The organism is Nocardia sp. CA-145437, assembly GCF_050956485.1.
GTDB lineage: Bacteria > Actinomycetota > Actinomycetes > Mycobacteriales > Mycobacteriaceae > Nocardia.
The window spans coordinates 430120-453800 of sequence record NZ_CP191204.1 but is presented as its reverse complement, the minus strand read 5'-3'; the positions used below and the strand labels follow the sequence as shown (position 1 = coordinate 453800).

The 23681-nt window shown below is 70.0% G+C and carries 19 protein-coding genes; 6 read left to right on the top strand and 13 right to left on the bottom strand.

The window, feature by feature from the left end:
* The 4 genes from folB to ftsH all read right to left on the bottom strand — a co-directional run bounded on the left by folB (position 1) and on the right by ftsH (position 4456).
* Positions 1-396, bottom strand: coding sequence for a dihydroneopterin aldolase (gene folB / locus ACQPYY_RS02070; RefSeq protein WP_433592590.1), 396 nt, complete (start codon positions 394-396; stop codon positions 1-3).
* Positions 387-1244: a dihydropteroate synthase gene (folP, locus tag ACQPYY_RS02065; protein ID WP_433594546.1), complete on the bottom strand. Its 858-nt coding sequence runs from the start codon at positions 1242-1244 to the stop codon at positions 387-389. Before folP ends, folB begins: the two co-directional genes overlap by 10 nt.
* A 77-nt stretch (positions 1245-1321) precedes the next feature.
* Positions 1322-1945 (bottom strand): GTP cyclohydrolase I FolE, encoded by a 624-nt coding sequence (gene folE, locus ACQPYY_RS02060; RefSeq protein ID WP_433592589.1) that lies wholly within the window; start codon positions 1943-1945, stop codon positions 1322-1324.
* A gap of 153 nt (positions 1946-2098) precedes the next feature.
* Positions 2099-4456 (bottom strand): ATP-dependent zinc metalloprotease FtsH, encoded by a 2358-nt coding sequence (gene ftsH / locus ACQPYY_RS02055; RefSeq protein ID WP_433592588.1) that lies wholly within the window; start codon positions 4454-4456, stop codon positions 2099-2101.
* Between the two features lie 304 nt (positions 4457-4760).
* On the opposite strand from ftsH, the gene ACQPYY_RS02050 reads away from it, so the two are divergent.
* Positions 4761-5690: a hypothetical protein gene (locus tag ACQPYY_RS02050; protein WP_433592587.1), complete on the top strand. Its 930-nt coding sequence runs from the start codon at positions 4761-4763 to the stop codon at positions 5688-5690.
* A gap of 58 nt (positions 5691-5748) precedes the next feature.
* Here the strand turns inward: ACQPYY_RS02050 and ACQPYY_RS02045 are convergent, their stop codons facing one another.
* Positions 5749-6573: a DUF1266 domain-containing protein gene (locus ACQPYY_RS02045; RefSeq protein WP_357087511.1), complete on the bottom strand. Its 825-nt coding sequence runs from the start codon at positions 6571-6573 to the stop codon at positions 5749-5751.
* Between the two features lie 193 nt (positions 6574-6766).
* On the opposite strand from ACQPYY_RS02045, the gene ACQPYY_RS02040 reads away from it, so the two are divergent.
* A complete protein-coding gene (locus ACQPYY_RS02040) occupies positions 6767-7036 on the top strand; it encodes a DUF2277 family protein (protein WP_433592586.1) in 270 nt (89 codons plus the stop codon).
* A gap of 11 nt (positions 7037-7047) precedes the next feature.
* On the opposite strand, the gene ACQPYY_RS02035 is transcribed toward ACQPYY_RS02040, so the two are convergent.
* The gene (locus ACQPYY_RS02035; protein ID WP_433592585.1) at positions 7048-8313 is read right to left on the bottom strand and encodes a PucR family transcriptional regulator; all 1266 of its coding nucleotides are present in this window, start codon (positions 8311-8313) and stop codon (positions 7048-7050) included.
* A gap of 157 nt (positions 8314-8470) precedes the next feature.
* Between ACQPYY_RS02035 and ACQPYY_RS02030 the strand changes: the two genes are divergently transcribed.
* Genes ACQPYY_RS02030 through ACQPYY_RS02020 form a run of 3 tightly spaced genes read left to right on the top strand, consistent with a single transcriptional unit; the run spans position 8471 to position 11849 of the window.
* A complete protein-coding gene (locus tag ACQPYY_RS02030; RefSeq protein ID WP_433592584.1) occupies positions 8471-10105 on the top strand; it encodes an aldehyde dehydrogenase family protein in 1635 nt (544 codons plus the stop codon).
* Positions 10105-10935 (top strand): SDR family oxidoreductase, encoded by an 831-nt coding sequence (locus tag ACQPYY_RS02025; protein WP_433592583.1) that lies wholly within the window; start codon positions 10105-10107, stop codon positions 10933-10935. The genes ACQPYY_RS02030 and ACQPYY_RS02025 overlap by 1 nt, the downstream gene beginning before the upstream one ends.
* Positions 10936-10955: 20 nt before the next feature.
* Complete coding sequence (locus tag ACQPYY_RS02020) at positions 10956-11849, top strand: PfkB family carbohydrate kinase (RefSeq protein WP_433592582.1); 894 nt, start codon at positions 10956-10958, stop codon at positions 11847-11849.
* Positions 11850-11853: 4 nt separating this feature from the next.
* On the opposite strand, the gene ACQPYY_RS02015 is transcribed toward ACQPYY_RS02020, so the two are convergent.
* The 3 genes from ACQPYY_RS02015 to ACQPYY_RS02005 are packed head-to-tail and all read right to left on the bottom strand — an operon-like array spanning position 11854 to position 17571.
* Positions 11854-12540, bottom strand: a complete 687-nt coding sequence (locus ACQPYY_RS02015) for a nucleoside/nucleotide kinase family protein (RefSeq protein WP_433592581.1) — start codon at positions 12538-12540, stop codon at positions 11854-11856.
* A 19-nt stretch (positions 12541-12559) separates the two neighbouring features.
* The gene (locus tag ACQPYY_RS02010) at positions 12560-15007 is read right to left on the bottom strand and encodes a protein kinase domain-containing protein (protein WP_433592580.1); all 2448 of its coding nucleotides are present in this window, start codon (positions 15005-15007) and stop codon (positions 12560-12562) included.
* Entirely contained in the window at positions 15004-17571 is a 2568-nt protein-coding gene (locus ACQPYY_RS02005; RefSeq protein WP_433592579.1) for a serine/threonine-protein kinase, read from the bottom strand. The genes ACQPYY_RS02010 and ACQPYY_RS02005 overlap by 4 nt, the downstream gene beginning before the upstream one ends.
* A gap of 292 nt (positions 17572-17863) precedes the next feature.
* Between ACQPYY_RS02005 and ACQPYY_RS02000 the strand changes: the two genes are divergently transcribed.
* Positions 17864-19237 carry an amidase gene (locus ACQPYY_RS02000; RefSeq protein ID WP_433594545.1) on the top strand — a complete coding sequence of 458 codons (1374 nt, stop codon included), beginning with the start codon at positions 17864-17866 and terminating at the stop codon, positions 19235-19237.
* Positions 19238-19463: 226 nt separating this feature from the next.
* Here ACQPYY_RS02000 and ACQPYY_RS01995 read toward each other — a convergent pair whose 3' ends face one another.
* The 4 genes from ACQPYY_RS01995 to ACQPYY_RS01980 all read right to left on the bottom strand — a co-directional run bounded on the left by ACQPYY_RS01995 (position 19464) and on the right by ACQPYY_RS01980 (position 23668).
* The gene (locus tag ACQPYY_RS01995; protein WP_357275660.1) at positions 19464-20351 is read right to left on the bottom strand and encodes a LysR family transcriptional regulator; all 888 of its coding nucleotides are present in this window, start codon (positions 20349-20351) and stop codon (positions 19464-19466) included.
* 379 nt (positions 20352-20730) lie between these two features.
* Complete coding sequence (gene hpt / locus ACQPYY_RS01990) at positions 20731-21288, bottom strand: hypoxanthine phosphoribosyltransferase (protein WP_379106205.1); 558 nt, start codon at positions 21286-21288, stop codon at positions 20731-20733.
* Between the two features lie 53 nt (positions 21289-21341).
* The gene (locus ACQPYY_RS01985; protein ID WP_433592578.1) at positions 21342-22481 is read right to left on the bottom strand and encodes a tRNA lysidine(34) synthetase; all 1140 of its coding nucleotides are present in this window, start codon (positions 22479-22481) and stop codon (positions 21342-21344) included.
* A gap of 113 nt (positions 22482-22594) precedes the next feature.
* On the bottom strand, positions 22595-23668 hold the full coding sequence (locus ACQPYY_RS01980) for a zinc-dependent metalloprotease (protein WP_433592577.1): 1074 nt from the start codon (positions 23666-23668) through the stop codon (positions 22595-22597).
* Positions 23669-23681: the final 13 nt, after the last annotated feature.

The window sequence follows — 23681 nt, the reverse complement described above, 5'->3', positions numbered from 1 at the left end:
CTACTCCTCCGCTCCCTCAGGGTCTGCTGCGCGCCGGCGGGACGTGACTACCCGGACGTCTTCGAAGGTATGCGGAATCGGCGCGAAAGGCTTGTGCAGCACCACTTCCAGCGCCTGGATGCGGGAATCGGCCATCACCTCGTCGGCGATGTTCGAGACCACCGTCTCGATCAGGTCCTTCGGCTCGCCCGCCACGATGGCCACCACCTGCTCGGCGAGTTCGCCGTAATGGATCGTGTCGGCGATGTCGTCGGATTCGGCGGCGGCCGAGAAGTCGGTCCACAGCGTGAGATCCACGACGAACTCCTGGCCGTCGCGCTTCTCGAAGTCGAACACCCCGTGGTGGCCGAAGACGCGCAGGCCGCGCAATTCGATCCGGTCCCCGCTCACTGCCACTGCCCCGCTTCCCGCCGATACCGCTCCCGCAGCCGCCGCGCGGCCCGGGTGGTGGCGTCCACCACCGAAATCGCGTCCAGAGACGACTGCACGTCGTGCACCCGCACGCCCCACGCGCCGTGCTCGGCGGCCAGCGCGGAGATCGTGGCCGTGGCCACCTCGCGGCCGTCGGGCGGACGCGGGGTCTCGCCCTCGGCCAGCAGCGCGCCGAGGAAACGCTTGCGGGAGGCCCCGATCAGGATCGGGATCCCGGCGTCCATCATCTCGGTCATGCGATAGAACAAGCCGCCCAGCAACTCCCAGTTGTGGTCGGCGTTCTTGGCGAAGCCCAGACCCGGATCCAGCACCAGCTGCTCCCGGGCGACGCCGCCGGCGAGCGCGAACTCGACCTGGGCGTTGAGTTCCTCCCACACCTTCGACACCACGTCGTCGTACTGCTCGGCGGCCCCGGCGTGCCGGTAGTCCGCCTCGGCGCGCCAGTGCATGAGGATCCACGGAATCCCGGACTCCGCGACCACTTTCACCATGTTCGCGTCGGCGCGACCGCCGGACACGTCGTTGACCATGGTCACGCCCGCCGCGATCGCCGCCGCGGCCACATCGGCCCGCATGGTGTCCACGCTGGTCGGCACACCCGCCGCGGCCAGCTCCCGGATCACCGGAACCACCCGCGCCGCTTCGGTTTCCGGATCGATCCGGATAGCGCCCGGCCGCGTCGACTCACCGCCGACATCGACGATGTCCGCGCCCATCCCGTACAGCTCGAGCCCGTGCGCCACCGCCAGACCCGGATCCAGGTAGCGGCCGCCGTCGGAGAACGAATCGCTGGTGACGTTCACGACGCCCATGACCACGCACGAGCGGCCCCCACGAGGAACAACCAATTCGGCCCCCCGCGTACCACTCTCGGCCATGGTCAGCCCGCTCACTTTCGGAGAATGAGGTCCAGGGCCTCGGCGCGCGAGGAGGCATTGCTCTGCAGCATGCCGCGCACGGCCGAGGTGGTGGTGGACGCGCCCGGCTTGCGGATGCCGCGCATCGCCATGCACAGGTGCTCGGCCTCGATCACCACGATCGCGCCGCGCGGATCCAGCTTCTCCATCACCGCGTCGGCGATCTGGGAGGTGAGCCGCTCCTGCACCTGCGGGCGCTTGGCGTAGAGGTCGACCAGACGGGCCAGCTTGGACAGACCGGTCACCCGGCCGTGCGGGCCGGGGATGTAGCCGACGTGCGCGACGCCGTGGAACGCCACCAGATGGTGTTCACAGGTCGAGTACATGGGGATGTCGCGCACCAGCACCAGTTCCTGGTGCCCTTCCTCGAACGTGGTGTTGAGGACATCGGACGGATCGGTGAACAAGCCGGCGAACATCTCGCGGTAGGCCCGGGCCACCCGGGCCGGGGTATCGGCGAGACCGGGACGGTCCGGGTCCTCGCCGACCGCGATCAGCAGTTCGCGGACAGCGGCCTCGGCACGCTCCTGATCGAACTGCCGACCGGTGCCGAGCGCGATCGGGGCGGGTACGACACGATTGTTGGTGGCCGACAATCGATACCTCCTGTGTTGACTTGCCGCACATACAGACGCGGCCTGGACGCGGTCGCCGTGCCACTCGGGCGAGTCCCTTCGCGTGGGCAATCGCCCCGCGAACGAACTCGCCCGAGCCGGGCCGCGAACCCCTAGAGCGTATCGGGACCGTGGTCAGCGACGACCGTTCGGTCCGTCCCAACCGTTCTTCTCGTCCTCGTCATTCCCGGCGGCGGGCGGCGCGGCCGGGGACTCCGGCTGCTGATAGCCCGGCTGGTACTGACCGCCCGGCTGATACCGCTGGTTACCCGCGGGCGCCCAGCCGCCGTACGCGCCGCGCGGCTGCGGGGTCTGACCCTCGTCCTCCTGCGGCGGCCAGCCCGGCGCGGACCAGCCGGCCGGAGCGCCGTAGTCCGGACGCGAACCGTGGGTGGGCGTGCCGTGGCGGGGGTAGGCCGGAGCCTGCGGCGCCGCCGGGTAGCCCTGCGGCGCGGGGGCCGGATAGCCGACGCCGTACTGCGGCTGCGCCCCGGCGTAGGCCGGATCCGGGTACCCGTTGGCGGGCTGCGCCGGGCGCGACTCCTCCTCCGGGAACGGCTCACCGCGCTCGGCGGCCAGCTCGCGCGGCGTCTTCACCGGCGGGCGGTCGGAGGGCTTGCGCTCACCGAAATCGTTGAAAGCCGTGATGCGCGGCCGCTTCTCGACGGTGGCGAGGATGGTCTCGAGGTCCTTGCGGTGCAGGGTCTCGCGTTCCAGCAGCGCGGTGGCCAGCGAGTCCAGCTCGTCGCGGTAGTCGCTGAGCACCGACCAGGCCTCGGTGTGCGCGGCCTCGATGAGGTTGCGCACCTCCTCGTCGATCTCGCGGGCCACCTCGTGCGAGTAGTCCGAACCCATGCCCATGGACCGGCCCAGGAACGGGTCGCCCTGCTCCTGGCCGTAGCGGACCGCGCCCAGGCGGGCGCTCATGCCGTACTCGGTGACCATGGCCTTCGCGGTCTTGGTGGCCTGGTCGATATCGGACGACGCGCCCGTGGTCGGCTCGTGGAACACCAGTTCCTCGGCCGCGCGACCACCCATGGCGAACACCAGGCGGGCGATCATCTCCGAGCGGGTCATCAGGCCCTTGTCGTCCTCGGGCACGGTCATGGCGTGGCCGCCGGTGCGGCCGCGGGCCAGGATGGTGACCTTGTAGACGGGCTCGATATCGGGCATCGCCCAGGCGGCCAGGGTGTGACCGGCCTCGTGGTAGGCGGTGATCTTCTTCTCGTGCTCGCTGATCACCCGCGACTTGCGGCGGGGGCCGCCGATGACGCGGTCGACCGACTCCTCCAGGGCCGCACCGGTGATCACGGTGCCGTGCACGCGCGCGGTGAGCAGCGCGGCCTCGTTGATGACGTTCGCCAGATCCGCGCCCGACATGCCGACGGTGCGCTTGGCCAGACCGTCCAGGTCGGCTTCCGGCGAGATCGGCTTGCCCTTGGAGTGCACGGCCAGGATCGCGCGGCGACCCTTGAGGTCCGGGTTGCCGACCGGGATCTGCCGGTCGAAACGGCCCGGACGCAGCAGCGCCGGGTCCAGGATGTCGGGCCGGTTGGTGGCCGCCATGATGATGACGCCGGTGCGCTCACCGAAGCCGTCCATCTCGACCAGCAGCTGGTTCAGGGTCTGTTCGCGCTCGTCGTGACCGCCGCCCAGACCCGCGCCGCGCTGGCGGCCGACCGCGTCGATCTCGTCGACGAAGATGATGCAGGGGCTGTTCTGCTTGGCCTGATCGAACAGGTCACGCACGCGGGAGGCGCCGACACCGACGAACATCTCGACGAAGTCCGAACCGGAGATGGTGAAGAACGGCACGCCCGCCTCACCGGCAACGGCCTTGGCCAGCAACGTCTTTCCGGTGCCGGGCGGGCCGTAGAGCAGCACGCCCTTGGGGATCTTCGCGCCCAGCGCCTGGTACCGCGCCGGCTGCTGCAGGAAGTCCTTGATCTCCTCGAGCTCTTCGATGGCCTCGTCGGCGCCCGCCACATCCTGGAACGTGGTCTTGGGCATGTCCTTCGACAGCAGCTTGGCCTTCGACTTGCCGAAGCCCATCATGCCGCCGCGGCCGCCGCCCTGCATGCGCGACATCACGAAGATGAACAGGCCCAACAGGATCACCATGGGCAGCATGAAGAGCAGGATCTGGCTCAGCCACGAGTCCTGCTTGACCGAGGTGTTCACCTTGGCGCCGGAATCCTGCGCGGCCTTGAACATCTGGGCGGACACCTCACCGCCGCCCGGATACTTGGCGAGCAGCTTGGTCTCGCCCTTGGTCGCGTCGGTGGGATTCTTCAGCGTGATGCGCAGCTGCTGTTCTTTGTCGTCGATCTGAACCGATTCGACATTCTGCTTGTCCTGCAGCTGGGACAGCGCCACCGAAGTATCGACGCTATGCCAGCCGCGCGTGTCGTTGCTGAAATAGCTGACCAACCAGATCACGAGCAGAAAGCCCGCGACTATGGCCAGGTTGCGGAACACATTCTTGCGGGTCATAGAGCGTCGGCCGGAGGCCAGTCCTTTCCGGGGGGTGTATCCGGTTGCCTGCTGTGCTTTCGGGGCACGCCCGTTCCGGCGAACGGATGCGGACATGCCACGGTACCGCGTACGGTCTAGTCGTTACATCGCGCAGTTCGGCAGCTAGTGCAGTTCAACAGGTAAACGGCTGGAGAACGCGGGTGGTTCCCCGACCACTTGCGGCAACACGTCGGTTCGATCACCCCCTGGTGTCGGACCTCGTGGTCACAATCATGGCATGGTCGTTACATCGTGAGTGGCGACACAACAGAGCGCAGGGGGTATGGACATAGTCGAGCTACGGACACCCACGGCGATTGTGCGTCATGGCAACGGGCGGTTGACGGTGCTGCGGCCTGGAACGGACGGCGAGCGCGTGCTCGACGTGCCGGTGAGCGACCTGCTGAAGGTGCGTTTGAACCGGCGCGCCGATGACGCCGTCGTCATCGAGATCTATCTCCGCTACCCCACCCCGGTCCTGACCGGAGTCCCCGCCGACCGGACCCCGCTGCCGGTGCTCATCGCCGAACACGATGTGCCCGCCGCGACCGTCATCGTCGAGCGGATCAACAACCAGATTCTGGCCACCCAGCGGCTGGACGTGGCCGCCCCCGATCTGACCCCGCCCGCGCCCTCCTGGGGCCGCGGCGGACCCGCCCGCGCCGACGTGGACCGCGCGGTGCGGCGCATGGCTCCCAAGCGGGACGCCAAGCCCGCGATCGCGGCATTGCAGCGGTTCGTCACGCCCGGCGAGTACGTGCTGGAGACGGCCCTGGTCACCGCGCAGGCGCCCGCGCCCAAGGCCACCGGCCTGCTCGCGGTCACCACCACGCGGCTGATCTTCGTGGCCCTCGGCATAGGCAAGCGTTTCGCCCACGAGCTGCCGATCGCGACCCTGCTGTGGGCTCGCACCACCGACGACGAGGACGCGGCGGACTCGGCGCCGGGTGAATACGGTTTCGAGGTCAGTGATGGCAATCTGATCTGGAATTTCCTCGGCACCGATCGCGCCGATACCGATCGGGTCGCGGGCGCGTTGAATTTCGCCATTCAGCGCGAGGTCGCCGACGGTGCGGCCGGGCCGGCCGATCCGGGCGTGGCGAAGCTGTACGCGGAGTGGGAATTGCTGGTCGAGCGGCATTCGCTCGGCATGGTCGACGACGCGCAGTTCCAGCGTTACGGCCGCGGAATTCTCCGATCCCTGCCGGACTGATCGGCACCGCCGGACCGCGGCACGGGTTTGGGGGCGAATGGCCCCCAAACCGGGGATGTCATTCGTCCGGCTGCAGCGTGATCCGCCGCCACGGGCTGGTCGGCCGCATCCACAGGCGTAGCAATTCCATCCGCCGGTCCACGCCGCCGGATTTCAGTTCCGCGAGGTCCTCGCAGGCCTGCCAGTAGGTCCACCCCGCCAGGTAGGCGTCGCCGAATTGCCGCCAGTTCCGGTATTTGCGCTGAGCCGGGGGCAGGGCCCGCATCAGGTAGTCCCAGGCGACGTCGGCGTCGAGGTAGCCGGCGGTGTAGGCCATGCGGGCGACGGCCACCACGCGGGCCAGATCCCAGGCCTGGATATCGGTGGGCAGCGGGCGGACCAGGTGATCGGTGAGACCGAGTTTGATGGCCTGCGACCAGATGTCGTAATCGCGGACCAGGGCTTCGGGATTCTCCATGCCGCGGAAAGATCCGACCTGGCGTAGGAAGGCGCGATGACGATCCGCGCGTTCGCCGAAGCGGTCGCGTTCAGGGGAGTTGATGGCCGCCATGACGAGCGGATGCACGAGCGCGTAGAGCGGGCCGTGCATGCCGTCGAGCAGTTGTTCCATCGAGGCCATGGCCTCGGTGCCGTCGGTGATGCCCCAGGCGCCGGTGAGGGTGTCGATGGCAAGTTCGCGGCGATCACCCAAGGGGTGATCCCGTTCGGGTCCGAGCAGCAGCGCGTCGTGGAAGGCGTCCCAGCGCGCTGAATAGAAGCCGCCGAGCGCCAGTGCGCGCAGTTCGTCGTCCGAGACCTGCGCACCGGACCAATGATCGTCTTCGCGCTGGTCCAGCTCCGGATAGGGAAATGTGGTCAGCGTGGGTACGTCGCGGGCGGGCATAACCCGATTGTTCCCCATCGATCTTGGAGTGGCCGCCTATTCGCCGATCGCGTCTGCCACACCTGTCGCGGCGGGTGCGAATAATCGGCAAACCATTCGGTCCGTAATTCCGGCGACCCGGCACGACACAGTCACGCAATTGTCTGAATCTTGCCCTGTCACAGCGGGTAATCCGACGCTAACCTCTGGGGGCATGAGTGGGAACATCACCCTGCTGCGCGGGCTCACACCGGCCGCCACCGAGCAGGAAATCTATGCCGCCGCACAGGAATACGTGCGGAAAGTCGGCGGGGTGTCGGGATTGACGACAGCCACCAAGACCGCGGTGGACAAGGCGGTCGCGGCAATCGCCGCCGCCACTACCCAATTGCTGGCCGAATTACCGGAACGCCGAGCCTCGGAGGGCGAACCGCCCACCCGTCGCCGGGCCGCCCGGGAGGCCGTCGCGGAGGAGGCCAGCTGAGGCTCGCCGAATCACACGCCGTACACCGCCACGCAGTCGAGCGCGATCTCCAGCCGAGGTCCGCGCTGGTCGAGTGAGTGACCGAGTAGTTCTTCTATGCGCTGAACGCGGTATCGCACCGTGTTCTTGTGCACGCCGAGCATTTTCGCGGCCGCGTCGGGGCTGCGCCGGGCTCGGAGATAGGCATGCAAGGTTTCGCGCAATCGCGCCGACTGCGGGTCGGGCGCGGCCAGTGCGCCCAGTTCCCGTTCGATGAGCGATCGCATCGCGGCCTCGTCGGTGCCCGTCAGGTAGGCGACCTCCACCTCCGAGTAGTGCAGCACCCGCGGCGTATCGGGCCGGGCCCGTTCGGCGACCTGCCGGGCCGCGACCGCCTCGCGGTGGCTGGCCCGGAATCCGGCGGTGTGCGTGGCGGGCACGCCGACCGCCACGCGCACGGGCGCGTCCACCGACCACACCGGATCGTCCGGCCCGGGAATCGCCGGGACGGACACTCCGTCACCGTCCACGCCGATCCAGGCCCACAGCGCGGCCGCGCCGGAGGGCACGGTGAGCAGGCTGCCGTTGCCGAGCGTGCCCGCGAATCGGGCCACGATCCGGTCGAGCCGGCCCACCGCCTCTCCGCTGCCGTCGGACGGCAACGGCGCGGCATCCTCGTCGGTCCACACCACGAGCGCCAGATGCCGTTGCCCGAGCCGATATCCGAGCCGGGCCGAGGCGCTCTCGGTGTCCACGTCGGCCCCGTCGAGCAGGCTGCGCACGATCTCGGCGCGCTGGGTGAGAGCGGCGCGCAGGCCGCGTTCGCGTTCGGCCATGTAGGTGTCGGTGAGGGTTTCGACCGAGGTGCTGACCCAGCGCGTGGTGCGGTCGAAAAGCCGTAGCAGCAGCGATCTTTCGATATCGCGCGGCAGTTGCCGCTGTTCGAGCACCTCGGTCATGTAGTCGATGCAGGCTTCCTGCCCGAAGTGGTAGACGCGCAGCAGCAGGCGCACGTCGTAGCCGCGGCGGGCGACGGTGCGGGCGAAGGCGTGGGCTTCCTCGGGGACCGGGTAGTCGAAGCGGTCCTGGGTGAGGCCGCTGAGCACGGCGACGGCGTGGGCGCGGCTGCTGGCGGCCAGGTCGCGGCGCATATCACGGTCGCACAGTTCGGGGATGCGGGCGATGATCGCGTTGTCGAGGCGGGTGACGACCTGTTCGAGGGTTTCGGCGGGCAGGGTCTCGGCGACGAAATCGGCGATCCATCGCCGGATCTCGGCGCTGTTCGGCGTCGTCGTCACGGGGGCACCTCCGGGGTTTGTACTCCGAGCACAAAACCGACCGGAACTATTGACCCGATTGGCCAAGCATGGGCTCGCGAAATTGTGTCACGATCATAGTCCGGTGAGCTGGCACACAGCTCGCCATCGCAACGTAGCGCATGGGGAGAGGCACATCGTGACCAATACCGAACCCGCAGCGGGCACCGCTCGCAAGACCGGGACCCGCAAGGCAGCCGGAACCGCGACCAAGGCCGCCCCGCAGCCCGAGGCCCCGGCACCGGCTACCGAGCTCGAGGTCCGCAATCCCGCGACCGGGGCGCTCGCCGGGACGGTCCCGATCGACTCGGCCGACACCGTCGCGACCAAGGTCCGCGAGCTGCGCGCGCACCAGCCCGCCTGGGAGGCCCTGGGCCCCGACGGCCGCAAGGAGTGGCTGCTCAAGCTCCAGGACTGGCTGGTCGACAACACCGACCACCTGGCCGACGTGCTGCAGTCCGAGACCGGCAAGGCCCGCGTGGACTCGCTCATCGACCCGGCCTTCTCGGTCGACCTCACCGGCTACTACGCCCGCCGCGCCGCGAAATTCCTTGCCGACGAACACCCTTCGCCGCACAGCCCGCTGGCCCGGGTCAAGCAGCTCACCACCGTCTTCCGCCCGTACCCGGTGGTCGGCGTGATCACCCCGTGGAACTTCCCGCTGGCCATGCCGGTCATCGACGTGATCCCGGCGCTGGCCGCGGGCGCGGCGGTCATCCTCAAGCCCTCCGAGGTGACCCCGCTCTCGGCCGTCGAACTGGCGCGCGGCTGGCGTGAGATCGGCGCGCCCCCGGTGTTCGAGGTCGTCACCGGCGCGGGCGAGACCGGCGCGGCCGTGGTCGGGAACGCCGACTACATCCAGTTCACCGGTTCCACCGCCACCGGCCGCAAGATCGCCGCGGCCTGCACCGAGCGGATGATCCCGTTCAGCCTGGAGCTCGGCGGCAAGGACCCGGCCATCGTGCTGGCCGACGCCGACCTGGACCGGGCGGCGCACGGCATCGCCTTCGGCGGGCTGTTCAACGCCGGACAGGTCTGTATCTCGGTGGAGCGCGTGTACGTGGAAGCCGCTGTGTACGACGAGTTCCTGGCGAAGCTGACCGCCGCGGTCAAGGAGGTCCGCCAGGGCGTGGACGGCCGCAAGCCGCAGTACGACATGGGCGCGCTGGCCAACGAGAACCAGGCCCGGATCGTCCAGCGGCACGTCGAGGAGGCCGTCGAGGCGGGTGCGCGAATCACCACCGGCGGCAAACGGACCGGCGTCGGCACGCTGTTCGAGCCGACCGTGCTCGCCGACGTGGACCACACCATGACCTGCATGACCGAGGAGACCTTCGGCCCCACGCTGCCGGTCATGAAGGTCGCCAACGAGGCGGAAGCTATTCGGCTGGCCAATGATTCGATCTACGGCCTGTCCGCGTCGGTGTGGTCGCGCGACAACGATCGCGCCGAACGCGTTGCGCGCCAGCTGAACGCGGGCGCGGTCAACATCAACGACGTGTTCGCCAATCTGTTCAACTTCGCACTGCCCATGGGCGGTTGGGGCCAGTCCGGCATCGGCGCGCGCTGGGGCGGACCCAACGGCGTGCGCAAGTACTGCCGCCAGCAGGCCATCACCAAGCCGATCCTGCCCACCATGACCAAGGAACCGCTGTGGTTCCCGTATTCGCCGCCCAAGCTGATGTTCGCCATGAGCGCCATGCGGGCCGCGGGCACCCGCGGGCTGCGGCGCCTGAACGTGCCCGCCATCGTCAAGACCGTGCGGGGGCTGTGATGACCGACTTCGGAACCATCGCCGGCAAGGTCGTGGTGATCACCGGCGGCGCGCGCGGCATCGGCCTGGCCACCGCCACCGCGCTGCAGGCGCTCGGCGCGAAGATCGCCATCGGCGACATCGACGAGACCACCGTCAAAGAGTCCGGCACGGCACGGGATTTCGACGTCTACGACAAGCTGGACGTCACCGACCAGCAGTCCTTCGAGGGCTTCCTCGACGAGGTGGAACGCCGCCTCGGCCCGATCGACGTGCTGATCAACAATGCCGGGATCATGCCCACCGGGCGCGTGGTGGACGAGCCGGACCAGATCACCCGCCGCATCCTCGACATCAATGTGTACGGCGTGATCCTCGGCTCCAAACTGGCCATCGCCCGCATGCTGCCGCGCGGCCGCGGGCACGTCATCAATATCGCGTCGCTGGCGGGCGAGAGCCACATTCCCGGCCTGGCCACCTACAACGCCAGCAAGCACGCGGTGCTCGGCTTCACCGACACCCTGCGCGAGGAGTACCGGGGCACCGGACTCGAGTTCTCCTCGGTACTGCCCACGCTCACCAAAACCGAACTGGGCTCCGGGGTTTCACTGCCCAAGCTGATGCGCGCGGCCGAACCGGAGGAGATCGCCGACGCCATCGCCAAGCTGATCGTGGCGCCCAGGGCGAAGGCGCGCGTCACCACGGTGGCGGGGATCATCGCACAGGCCGTGGGGCTGCTGCCGCAGGCCGTCGGTGACGCCATCGGGCGGGCGCTGGGCTCGCAGACCGCCTTCCTCGACGACGTGGACGGCGACGCGCGCAAGGCGTACGAGCACCGGGTGCGCGACTAGCTCGCCGTAGGGTCGGCGGCATGGGAAGCAGGAGTGCGGTTTTCGCCGGATTGTCGACACTGGATCTCGCCTATGCCGTCGACCGGTATCCCGCCGAGGACTCCAAGACCCAGGCCGCCGACCTGTTCCTCGGCGCGGGCGGACCGGCCGCCAATGCGGCGGTCGCCTACGCGTTCCTGTCCGGCGCGCACCCCGCGCTGATCACCGCGCTGGGAAAACACCCACTGGCGGAACTGATCCGGGGTGATCTGCGGCAGCACGGCGTCACCGCCGTGGACCTCACCCCGGACGGTGATCAGCAACCGCCGGTGTCCTCGATCATCGTCGCCACCGAAGCGGCCACCCGGACCATCGTGTCGCTGGACGGCTCGCGGATCCATCCGGGTCTCGACGACTCGACGGCCGAGACGGTCGCGAACGCGTCACTGCTGCTGGTGGACGGCCACTATCCCGACCATGCCGTGCGGCTCGCGACGGCGGCTCGCGACGCGGGCGTGCCGGTGGTGCTCGATGCCGGACGCTGGCGACCGGTACATGCCGAACTGCTGCCCGTCGTGGATATCGCGATCTGCTCGGGTGCCTTCACTCCGCCTGGGGTAGCGGCGGATTCGGCGGACGAGCTCTTCGACCACCTGCACGCGATGGGCCCGGCACTGGTGGCGGTCACCGGGGGCGGCGGCCCGATCCGCTATTCGATGCCGGGCGGCCGCGGTGAGATCCGGGTTCCCGCCGAGCCCGCGATCGATACGCTCGGGGCGGGCGACATCCTGCACGGCGCGTTCTGCCACTTCCATGAACGCGGCGCGGACTTCCCGGCGGCCCTGCGCGAGGCGGCCGTCGTGGCCGGCGCCTCGTGTCGCTACCTCGGCACCCGGGAATGGATGCGGCACTTCGATACTCGGCCGGGGCGGTAACCACTCAGTCGATGCGGTAGCCACGACCTGCTTTGCGGAGCACCAGATCGGCTCGGCCGCGGGTGGATTCGACCAGGACCGCATTGCGCAGGTCGCTGTTCGTCACCTTGTCGCGGGCGGCCGCGGGGGTGCGGCCGCCGCGAATATGTCGGCGCAGCAGGCGCTGTTCGATGATCGGGCGCGGCACGTCCAGGTACCAGGCCTCGTCGAGCTGGGGGCGGACGGCGGCCCAGCCCGGGTGGGCGCGGTCGTCGAGGAGCAAGTAGTTGCCTTCGGTGACGACGATGCCGTGGTGGTCGAAGACGACGCCGCCGGGCACCGGTTCGTGCAGGTCGCGGTCGTAGGTGGGCCAGGGCACGGGGGCGCCGGGGGCGGCGTCGCGGAGCGCTCGGAGCAGCGCCACATAGCCTTCGGCGTCGAAGGTCTCCGGTTCGCCCTTGCGGTCCAGGACTCCGGCGGCGCGCAGCCGGTCGTTGGTGAAGTGGAAGCCGTCCATGGGCGCGACTTCGGCGATGGCGGTCCCGGCGGCGAGGTTCAGTTCGTCGCGGATGCCGCGGGCGAGGGTGGATTTGCCCGCACCGGGCGGGCCCGCGATCCCCAGCAGAAACCGACCGGAATGACCTTCAGCACGCCGGCGGACACGCGCCGCCAACTCCGCCAAGGAGGTTTCGACACTGCCACGTATCGCCACCCCACGAGCCTACGGGGAATCAGTGCCGGTCTTCGGGAATGGCGCGAACCAGCGCTCCCAGATCGGCTTCCAGCATTCGTGACAACCGGTAGATCACCGCGAACGCCAGCACCCCGCCCACACTGAGGATGCGCAGCGGCACGATCACCAACCCCAGATCGTCGGTCGCCACGAAGGTCACCGACGCCACACCCAGCAGCGGCACCGACGCCGCCGCGGCCAGATAGAAATTGCTGCGCCGCGCCAGCGCCGCCAGCTGCCGCCGATCCTCGTGCCCCACCGAACCGCGCGCCAATAGCTGCGGATACAGCGACCGCACCGAATACACCATGATCGGGAAGAACGGATAGGCCAGCGCGATGGTCGCGCACACCACCTGCGCGGTGAAGAAGTGCGCGAAAGCCATGTGCGGCAGCCGCGCTCCCGCTCCGGCCAGCGCCAGCGGCCACGCGATTCCGGCTATCAGCCACAACGCGAACGGCACCCACACCACCCGCTCCCCGAGCAGCAGGGTGTCGGCGCGGGCACGGGCCAGCTGATCCGGGGTGTACTCGTGCCCGCGGCCCAGCCGATACGAGACCGTCAACGGCCGCCGCGCCAGCCACAACAGCAGCAGCGCGGCCACCGGGAAGGCTGCCAGATTGTTGATCAGCGCCACCTGTTCGAACCGGCTCTGGTCCGGCCCCGACAGCTCGTCCACGATGAGGCTCTTGTTGATCCGGATGTTGAACCAACTGGCCAGTGCGTTCGGCAGACCCACGCACAGCATCGCGATCGGCACCGGCCAGCTCCGCAACCGCGCCCACAGACTGTGTGCGGGCGGGTCGATCAGATCCCGGGCATCGGGATCCAGGCACAGGTCCAGCTGCCCGGCCAGCTGACCACCGCTCTGCCAGCGCCGGGACGCGTCGGGGCGCAGACATTCCAGCAACACGCGCCGCAGGGTGGCGGGAGTATCCGGCGGCAGGGTGTCCAACGCCGCCGCGGGCACCCCGGCCATGCGGCGGGCCAGCATCGCCCGCACGGCCTCGACCCCGGTCCCGACCTCCGCTTCGGCGGTGGCTACCGGCTCGGCCGCGGGTTCCAGCTCGACTCCGGCCCGCTGATCAGCACCGGTCCCCCGTTCGGTTCCGGGCCCACGCTCGACCACGGTCCCGGGGTCGGGGGTGGTCCGACGCTCGGCCCCGGCCCCCGGTTCGGCGGTGGTGTCGTGTCCAGCGTCGGCCCCGGCCTCGGGATCGTCGAACGGCAGTGTGCCGGTGAGCATTTCCCACAGCACCACACCGAGCGAGTAGATGTCGCTGGCCGGACCGGGTGACGGCGCGGCCGAATCCAGCAGCGACCGCAGCGCTTCCGGCGACCGATACCGCAGTGCCCCAGCACCATTCGCGGTCGCGCCCCGCGTCCCGATGAAGCCCGCGCTCCAATACATCGGCCCCAGTGCGAAATCCGCGAGTTTCGGCACCCCTTCGGCTGTGAACAGCACATTGGCGGGCCGGATGTCGTGGTGCAGCACCCCTTGCCGTTCCCCGTATTCGAGTGCCTCGGCGAGCCGTCTCCCCACCCAGGCCACGGTTTCGGGCCAGCTCAGGGCGGCGATGTCGGTCCGCACCGGTGATCCGGACGGGCGGCTCTCGCCCTTGGCCTCCATGGCGGAATCGATGGCGCGCAGCAGCAATCCACCGTCGGGCAGCCCGTTCGTGGCGGGGGCGGCGCGGTGGATCACGCGGCCGCCGGGTTTGCCGCCATTGCCCGCCGTCTTGGCTTCGCGGCGCAGTTGGGTGAGCACACCCTCGGCGGTGCCGCCGGGCACGTACTGCATGTACAGCAGTCGCAGTGGTTTCCCGGTGCTGCCGTCCGCGATCAGCCGTTGGTCGAAGACCCGCACGATGTACTGGTGGTCGAGCTGGGCGACGGTGTCGGTGTCGCTGTCCGCGCCCGCCTCCACCCGGACCGCGACCAGCCGCTGCATGGAGCGCTGCCGGGCCAGGAACATGCGGCTGTAGTCGGCGCCGCCCAGGTCGGTGAGCAGGTCGAAATCGTCGAGGCGGCGGCCGGTTTCGATGCCCTCGGGCAGCACCGGGGGCGGGGGCGGCGGGGTCTCGCCGGTGAAGCGGCGGCGGATCTCGGTGGCGACCTCGGGGTATTCGGCGGTGAAGCTGTCCACGTCGAGGGGCCGGAAGCGGCTGCGGGCCAGGTATTCCTCGCACACCAGGTCCGCGAAGTCCGGGCTGGTTCCCATCTCCGGGAATTCCGTGCGGTACTCCGCGATCCGCTTCTCCAGCCCGGCGCGCCGCCAGCGCTGCCGCATATCGACGCGGACCAGGTCGGTGAGGACCTCGAGCCGGACCGCGCGCCCGTCGGGCAGGTACCCGGCCAGGGGTGGCGGTTCCTGGCGGTCGCCGCGCAGGGTCGATTCCCAGTCGGCGGCGAAGCGGGCGAGAGCTCGGGCCGAGAGTTCACTCACGGCTCGGCACCCGGGTCACCGCCGTCGCCGGATTCCGTGGCCTTGCCGGTCTCGCGCACCGAACGGGCCGGGGCGACCACCCGTTCCAGCGCCGCCAGGTCCGCTTCGAGGGCCCGGAAGATGACATAGATCAGCACGAACGCGGCGATCCCGCCGACGCTGAGCACGCGCACCGCCACGATCACCTTGGGAATGTCCTCCGGCGGCAGGAACGTCACGCCCGCGACCGCCAGCAGCGGCACCGACGCCGCCACCGCCAGATAGGTGGTACAGCGTCGTCCCAGCCGGTGCAGCCACACCGCGTCCTCGCCGCTGATGTCCCCGTGCCGCAGGTACATCGGATAGATGCACCGCACCAGGTAGAAGGCGACCAGGAAGAACGGGTACGCGACCGCGATCGCACCGCACACCACCAGCGACACCAGGAAGTGCACGATCCCGCGAGCCGGCAGGTCGGTGGCGGTCATCCGCAGCACCATCGGGAAGGTGAAGCCCGCGACCACCCACAGCGAGAACACCACCAGGGAGATGCGTTCCCCGGCCAGCAGGACGTCCGCCCGGGCTCTGCGTAGCGTCTCGGCGTCGTATTCGCGGCCTTTGCGCAGGCCGCGCGGCACCACGATCACCGAGCGGCACAGATAGGCGATGATGGCCGTGCCGAGGGGGAAGAAGACCAGGTTCACCAACGAGGTGGTGAGGAAGAAAGTACGCATGGCGGACTCGGACAGGTGGCTGATGATGAAGGCCCGATTGTGCGCGATGTTGTACAGCGAGGCGAGGGTGTTCGGGATCGCCACGGCCAGGATGACCAGCGGCATCAGCCACGGCCGCATCCGTTTCCGCCAACTGTGCGGCGGCGGGTCGACCAGGTCGCGGGCGCGTTCGTCCAGGCACAGGTCGAGCTGGGAGGCGAGGATGGCGCCGCTGCTCCAGCGCTGCTCGCGGGACGGTTCGAGGCAGGTGAGCAGGACCCGGCGCAGCGCGGCCGGGCAGTCGGGCGGCACCCGGTCCAGGGCCACGGTGTCGACGCCGTTGCGGCGGCGGGCGAGCATGGCCTCGAGGGTGGTGCGGTCGCCGTGGTCGCCGGGTCCGGCGGTGGTGTCGTCGAACGGTTTGGCCCCGGTGAGCAGCTCCCACAGCACCACGCCCAGGGAGAAGATGTCGGCCCGGGTGTCCAGGTCGGCGGCGCTGGTGGCGGCCGCCGGATGGCAGGCTTCCAGCTGTTCCGGGGACATGTAGGACAGCGAACCCCCGAAGTAGGAGACCGGGCTGGAACTGTCCAGATTGCGGCTGAAACTGATATTGAAGTCGGCCAGTTTCGGCACGGCCTCGGCGGTGAGCAGCACGTTCGCGGGCTTCACGTCGCGGTGCAGCACCCCGTGCGAATCCGCGTAGTCCAGCGCCTCGGCCAGCCTGCGGCCCAGCCAGGCGACGGTTTCCGGCCAGCTCAGCCCGGCCAGTTCGGCGCGCACGCTGGAGTCGGTGGGCCGGATCTCGCCCTTCTCCTCCATGGCGGCGTCCACCGCGTCCAGCAGCAGCTGCCCGCTGCGTTCGGCGGGCGGGGTGGCGCGCACCCAGCGCAGCACCCCGAGCAGGGTACCGCCGGGCAGGAACTGCATGTACAGCAGCCGCAGCCGCCGCCCGGATTCGGTGCGCACGTCCGAGAGCAGCCGCTGGTCGAAGACGCGCACGATGTAGTCGTGGTCGAGCTGGGCCAGGGTCTGCGGTTCGGTGCCGTGGTCGGCGGAGATCTTCACCGCGACCAGTCGTTGCAAGGAGCGTTGCCGGGCCAGGAAGACGCGGGCGAACGCCCCGGAACCGAGACTGGTCAGCAGGTCGAAATCATCGATGCGCTGGCCGATCTCGATGCGGTCGAGCAGCGCGCCGGTGTCGGGCGGGGTGGCGACTCCGCCGGTGACGCGGGTGGGGTCGGCCGGGTCGCCGACCAACTGCGAGGGGTCCTCGTACTGGGTCAGCTCGCTCGCGTCGGGCACCCGGGTGGTGTCGCCGTCGATCGGCGGACCGGAGCGGGTGGTGGCCTCGACCGGGAGCCGGGTGGATTCGTCGAGCCAGGCGCCGCGGGTGGACGCGTCCAGCTCGAAATCGCCGCGGGTGGATTCATCGGGCCCGGCGCGGCGGGTGCTCTGGTCCTCGTCGTCGGCATTGAGCAGCTGCCGCAGTTCGCTCGCCTGATCCGGGTATTCGCGCAGGCAGTCGCGCGGATCCACGCGCTCGCCGCTGTGGCGGCGGATGACGAACTCCTCGTACACCAGCCCGGCGGGCAGGTCGGCCGCCGCGAGCTCGGGGAATTCGGCGCTGTAGTCGCGCAGTCGTTTGGGCGGGGTGGCCGGTTCCCCGGTCGTGCGGCGCAGCCACCGGTGACGCATGTCGACGCGGATCAGCTCCAGCAGTGCGCTCCGGCGCAGCGTGCTGGCGTCGGGCAGATAGTCGGCGATGCGGGGTGGCGACGCAGCGGAGTCCCAGGCCGCCGCGAAAGCGACGACCGCACTCGATTCGGTTCCGGCCGAGTACGCGCCGGAACGGTAGTCGGAACCAGAAGCCATGTCCGCACCCCTCTGGCTCGGCACGGATGTTGTCGATCCGCACGGTCGATCCGGGGATGTCGTGGATTCCGATCTTCGGACAAAGAACCCGCCACACCCAGCACCATCATCCCCGACCAATAGCCGGAATGATAACTTGCGGGCCACGAGCGGATCACCCGATTTCGACACGATGCGACGGGGGAAGACGAGCATGTACGACGAGGGCACGGCATTAGCGGCGGACATCGCCACGGCCGAAGCCGCCGAGGAGGAAGCGGTGGCGCGAAACGCGCGAGACGGGGGAGCCGACATGCCCGATTCCGACACCCCGTCCGACCGTCCCCCGGTGGATCCGACCACAGCGATCGGCGTCGCCACCGCGGTCCAGAACGGCACCCTGTCCCCCGAGGACGCCGTCGAGGCCGCGCTGACCCGGATTCGCGCCCGCGACCGGAAGCTGAGCGCTTTCACCCTGGTCCGGGAGGAGGCCGCCCGCGCCGAGGCCCGCGCCGTCGCCGAACGGGCCGACCTGGACATGCTGCCGCTGGCGGGGGTGCCCATCGCGGTCAAGAACAACATCGACGTCGCGGGTGAGGTGACCCGGGGCGGGTCGCTGTCCGGGTCCGATCTGGCCGCCACCGCCGATCACGCCGTGGTGCGGCGGTTGCGGGCGGCGGGCGCGGTGGTCGTCGGGCTCACCCACGTTCCCGAGTTCGGGCTGTGGGGCGTCACCGACGAGCCGGGCAGCATCACCCGCAGTCCCTGGAACACCCGCTACTCCGCGGGCGGTTCGTCGGGTGGCTCCGGCGCGGCGGTCGGCTCCGGCATGGTGCCGATCGCGCACGGCAACGACGGACTCGGCTCGGTGCGCATCCCGGCGGCCTGCTCCGGCGTGGTCGGCCTGAAGCCGGGACGCGGCCTGGTGCCCGCGGACGTGGGCATCGACTCCTGGGCCGGAATGACCGAAAACGGCGTTCTCGCAACGACTGTCGCCGATGCCGCGCTCATGCTGTCGGTGCTGGCCGACCGTCCCGACCTGGCCGACCTGGACACCCCGCAGACCCTGCGCATCGGCCTGGCGACCGCGACCCCGATGCCGCTCGCCCACGTCGACCTGGCCTGGACCGCGGCCGCCGACAAGGCCGCGGCGGCCGCCTCGCTGGCCGGGCACATCATCGGCGTGGCCGAACTCCCTTACCAGGGCGTGACTTTCGCGCTGCTGCTGCGCTGGCTGGCCAATGCCGCCCGCGAGGCCGCGACCGTGCCGCACCCCGACCGGCTGCAGCGCCGTACCCGCACCCACGTGGCGCTGGGCCGGACGGTGCTGAAGTCGGGTCTGCTGCGGGCCTCGCAGGTCGACCGGGTGGAATCGCGGCTGCTCGACTACTTCGAGCGCTACGACGTGGTCATCACGCCGACGCTGGCCACCCCCGCGCCGCGCGCCCGCCGCTGGCATTCGCGGCCGTGGCTGGCGAATGTGCTTGCCAACGTGAAGTTCTCGCCGTTCACGCCGCTGTGGAATCTGGTCGGCTGGCCGGCCATCTCCATTCCGATGGGCCTGCACCCGCGCTCCGGCACCCCGGTGGCGGCGCAGATCGCCGGCCCGCCCGGCAGCGAGGCCACCATCCTGCGGCTGGCCGCCCAGATCGAGGCCGCCCACCCCTGGCAGCGGACCGTCTCCTGACGAGATCGGACGCCGTCTCTGACGAGATCGGACACCCGTCTCCTGACACGGGGCACCGTCTCCTGACCGTCCCCGGACGCACGACAGCGCCGCGTCACCGAAGTGACGCGGCGCTGTCGTCGTGTCGATCCCGCACCCCGTTGTGCCGGTCCCACACTGTCCGGACCGACCGCGGCAACCTCCGACCCACTGCCGCCGCCCGTCCCGGACGGTCCTTTCCTCGGGCCTAGACGGCCGCGAGCGGTTCCTGTTCGGCGAAGCCGCCGTCGAGCACGCGGGCCGCGAACTCGAGAATGGTCGGGCGGTCGTCGTCGGCGCGCCAGGCGACCGCGAGTTCACACGGGGCCAGGCCGGTCACCGGGCGGGCGGTCAGGCCCGGCCAGCGGTACATGGGGACGTTGTTCTCGGCCAGCAGGCAGACGCCCAGGCCGAGGCTGACCGCCTCGAGGCGTTCCTCGGCGGTGGCGGCTTCCGCGCCGATCTTGGCCTGGCGGCCACCGCGGGAGTCGGCGCCGAGCCAGAAGTCGCGGGCCGCACCGGCTTCGGCGGGCATGGCGACGAAGGGCTCGTCGATCAGGTCGGCGAAGTCGATGCTCTCCTGGCCGGCGAGGGCGTGGTTCTCGGGCAGCAGCACCCAGCGCGGCTCGGTACGCAGCACCTGCCAGCGGTAGCGGCTGGTGTCGGGCACGGGCAGCCACATGAGCGCCAGGTCCGCCTGGCGGCCCGCGAGGCCGCTGGACGGGTCGGTCCAGGACGCGGAGTGCAGGGCGAGCCGGTGGCCGCTGGCGCTCTCCAGGTCGGTGATCAGGCCGCGGCCGATGGAGGACTGGATGCCGACGCGCAGCACCTCACCGGCCTCCTGCAGGGCGACATTGGTGACTTCCCAGAGTTCGAGGATCTTCCGGGCGCCTTCGAGCAGTTCCTTGCCGGCGACGGTCAGGGCCACGCTGCGCTGGTTGCGGTCGAACAGCACGACGTCCAGCTGGCGTTCCAGCTGCCGGATCTGTCGTGACAGGGTGGGTTGAGCGATGTGCAGCCGTTGCGCCGCGTTGGTGAAATGCAGTTCCTCAGCGACGGCGACGAAATACCGCAGGTCGCGCAAATGCGGGTCCATAGCCCCTTGCTATCAGAATCGGTCTTGATTTTCCAGCCGTATCCGACCCAAAAGTTTGCAACAGGATCAGAAAACAGCCGTCAGGTTTGTTACGGACAGCATATGACGCCAGTTCAACATTCCGTTAACCGGACTCGCGAATTCGTGGCCATTTACCAGCACTCCCCGACGCACCCCGGAACGGTCACTTGACCAGCAACGATTCACGATCTTGTTCGATCCGCGATCCGAAAGCGATCCGAGCGCTGACCTTCAGCAACAACGCTCTGCCCCGGCCCGCACCCCAAACCAGCCGATCGAGTGAGTTTGGTCACAATACGACAAAAGGCCGCCTCCCACAGTGGAAGGCGGCTTGTTTTTCGAGCCGGTGAGGCGGCGGTTACTCCCCGCCGTAGACCTTCGGATCCAGGGTGCCGATGTACGGCAGATCGCGGTACCGCTCGGCGTAGTCGAGGCCGTAGCCGACCACGAACTCGTTCGGGATGTCGAAGCCGACCGCCATCACGTCCACCTGGGTGCGCAGCGCGTCGGGCTTGCGCAGCAGCGTCACCACCTCGAGCGAGGCCGGATTGCGGCTGGACAGGTTGCGCAGCAGCCACGAGAGCGTCAGGCCGGAGTCGATGATGTCCTCGACGATCAGCACATTCCGCCCGGCGATGTCCTTGTCCAGGTCCTTCATGATGCGCACCACGCCCGAGGACGAGGTGGAGGAACCGTACGACGAGACGGCCATGAACTCCATCTGCGTCGGCACGGTGAGCTTCTTGGCCAGGTCGGTCATGAAGAAGATCGCGCCCTTGAGCACGCCCACCAGCAGCAGGTCACCCTCGGGGGCATCGGCGGGATAACGCTTGGCGACCAGTTCGGCCAGTTCCTCGACCTTGGCGGCGATCTCGTCCTCGCTGATCAGCACCGACGCGATGTCGTCCCCGTACACGTCCGCTGGTTTCCCTTCAGTCGACCCGACTGTGACTCTTTCAAAAAACGGGTTCACTCCGACCCGAGTATGAGCCTGCCATGTTCCCGCGCGGCAACCAACCTCGTCCCGCTGGGTGAACCGCCCACCGCGACCCCGCCCTGCCCACGCCACCGCGTGACCAGCGCCTCCACCGCGCGTAAATTGCTGTCCGTCAATGATTTTGCGCCACGCTCGAGCAGCCACGCGCGAATGACGCGGCGCCGGATCGCGGGTTCGGCAGTGGCGAGCGTCTCGATTGCCAGCCCGCCGTCCGCCCGCGCGGCCGCCAGCAACTGTCCGGCGAGCGCGTCCAGCACCGCCGAGTCCTCCCGCAGCTGCGCCGCCGTCCGCGCCAGCGCCTCGGCCACCCCGCCCCCGAGCACCTCCTCGAGCAAAGGCAGCACCTCGGCACGCAGCCGCACCCGGGTGAACTCCGGCGCGCTGTTGTGCGGATCCTCCCAGGCGTCGAGCCCCAGATCCGCGCACAGCTCCCGGGTCGTGCTCCGCCGCACCCCCAGCAGCGGCCGCCCCCACGGCTCGTCGTACTCCCCCATCCCCCTGATCGATCGCGCCCCCGACCCGCGCCCGAGGCCCAGCAACACGGTCTCGGCCTGGTCGTCGAGCGTGTGCCCGAGCAGTACCGGCTTGCCTTCGCGGGCCGCCCGCAACGCGTCGTATCGGGCTCGCCGCGCGGCCGCCTCGGGCCCGCCCGGGAACCTGTTGCCCACGAGACCGCTGCCCGCCGGCTCCTCCCCGGCCGCCCACTCTGCCGCCGGAACGGGCCCGTCCTCGGGCGTCGACCCGTTCTCGGCTGTCGGTCCGGCCGCCGCGGTCGGATCCGCCGGCCACACCGACCGGATCGCCCCGTTCGGCGCGCTGCGCTCGACCTGAACGCGCAACACCCGGGCAGACCTGCAGCCGAGGCCCAGCGCGGTGGCCGCGGCGCGATCCGCCACCTCGGCCGAACCGTCCTGCAGGCCGTGGTCGACGATCAGCGCGTCGACCACGTCGGCTTCGGCGCAGGCGGCGGCGGTCAGGGCCAGGGAGTCCGCGCCGCCGGAGAGGGCCACGCGGACCACGCCCTCGGGCGCGTAGCGGCCCAGCCACTCCCGGACGGCGCGGCGCAGCTCCAGCGCCGCGCGCGTCTCGGGTAGTCGGGGCCGTTCGTTCACGCCCCGATCGTCGCACGCGGCCGGGGCGCGGTGCCGTGCGGCGAGGATTCCTGCCGGGTACGTCCCGAATTCCGGCGTGGCGCAAGCGCTCCGGACGGGACGAGGGCCGTGGATCAGCCGAGGACCCGGGTGACCCACCGTTGCGGTTCGCCGATCTCGTCGGTGCGGGGCAGGGTTTCCGGCTCGGTCCAGATGGTGTTGAAGCGGGCCATGCCGACGGTGTCGACCACCTCGTCGACGAAGGCCTTGCCCCGCACGTACTGGGCGACCTTGGCGTCCATGCCGAGCAGGGCGCGCAGCAAGCGCTGGATCGGGTTGGCGGGCCGCTTGCGACGCTGATCGAAGGCGGCGCGAATTCGGGTGACGGAGGGGACAACGGCCGGGCCGACGGCGTCCATGACATGGTCGGCGTGGCCTTCGAGCAGGGTGCCGAGCATGAGTAGTCGGTCCAGGGCCAGCCGCTGGGGTTCGGCCTGGGTGGCGCGCAGCAGCCCGATGACACCGCCGGCGGGGTCTTCGACGCCGCGGCGGCGTTCCTTCACGGCGTCGGCGAGCCGGGCCAGGATGTCGGCGAGCGGTTCGTCGCCCGCCTCGCCCAGGGTCTCGACATTGCGGCGCATGTAGTCGGCGATCCAAGGGGCGGAAGAGAATTGGACCCGGTGGGTGACCTCGTGCAGACACACCCAGAGCCGGAAATCGCTGGGCGGCACGCCCAGTGCGCGTTCCACCGCCATGATGTTGGGCGCCACCAGCAGCAGCGTGCCGTCCGGCCCGGTGAACGGGTCGTACTGGCCGAGGATGGCGGTCGACAGGAAAGCCAGCATGGCCCCGGCCTGCAGTCCGGCCGGTTTGCCGACCAGCTTGCCCTTCTCGCCGGGCTCGATGCCGCTGCCGGTGAGCTGGGCCATGGAGTCGGCGGCGGCCCGGATCCAGCCCGGCCGGTCCACGATCAGCGCGTCGGGCACCACCGAGCCGTCGTCGAGCCCGCTGACCTCACGCACCGGCGCTTCGGCGCGGACCGAGGCGGCGGCGAGTTCGGCGACCGCGTGCTCGGCCGAGTACCGGGAGGTGCGCGGCCCGGCCGGGACCAGGGCGGCGCCGGTGCGGGCGGCCACGTTCCAGTCGACCGACCCGGTCAGCGTGGTCCGGGTGCGGGCGGGGGCGGCGGGGTTGTCGGATCCGGTCATGTTCATCCACCCG

Bases quoted from the DNA above. Each gene is read 5' to 3' on its own strand.
- folP (WP_433594546.1), bottom strand. From the start codon at position 1,244: ATGGGCGTCGTGAACGTCACCAGCGATTCGTTCTCCGACGGCGGCCGC.
- ftsH (WP_433592588.1), bottom strand. From the start codon at position 4,456: ATGACCCGCAAGAATGTGTTCCGCAACCTGGCCATAGTCGCGGGCTTT.
- ACQPYY_RS02050 (WP_433592587.1), top strand. From the start codon at position 4,761: ATGGACATAGTCGAGCTACGGACACCCACGGCGATTGTGCGTCATGGC.
- ACQPYY_RS02045 (WP_357087511.1), bottom strand. From the start codon at position 6,573: ATGCCCGCCCGCGACGTACCCACGCTGACCACATTTCCCTATCCGGAG.
- ACQPYY_RS02040 (WP_433592586.1), top strand. From the start codon at position 6,767: ATGAGTGGGAACATCACCCTGCTGCGCGGGCTCACACCGGCCGCCACC.
- ACQPYY_RS02025 (WP_433592583.1), top strand. From the start codon at position 10,105: ATGACCGACTTCGGAACCATCGCCGGCAAGGTCGTGGTGATCACCGGC.
- ACQPYY_RS02020 (WP_433592582.1), top strand. From the start codon at position 10,956: ATGGGAAGCAGGAGTGCGGTTTTCGCCGGATTGTCGACACTGGATCTC.
- ACQPYY_RS02005 (WP_433592579.1), bottom strand. From the start codon at position 17,571: ATGGCTTCTGGTTCCGACTACCGTTCCGGCGCGTACTCGGCCGGAACC.
- ACQPYY_RS02000 (WP_433594545.1), top strand. From the start codon at position 17,864: ATGCCCGATTCCGACACCCCGTCCGACCGTCCCCCGGTGGATCCGACC.
- ACQPYY_RS01995 (WP_357275660.1), bottom strand. From the start codon at position 20,351: ATGGACCCGCATTTGCGCGACCTGCGGTATTTCGTCGCCGTCGCTGAG.
- ACQPYY_RS01980 (WP_433592577.1), bottom strand. From the start codon at position 23,668: ATGACCGGATCCGACAACCCCGCCGCCCCCGCCCGCACCCGGACCACG.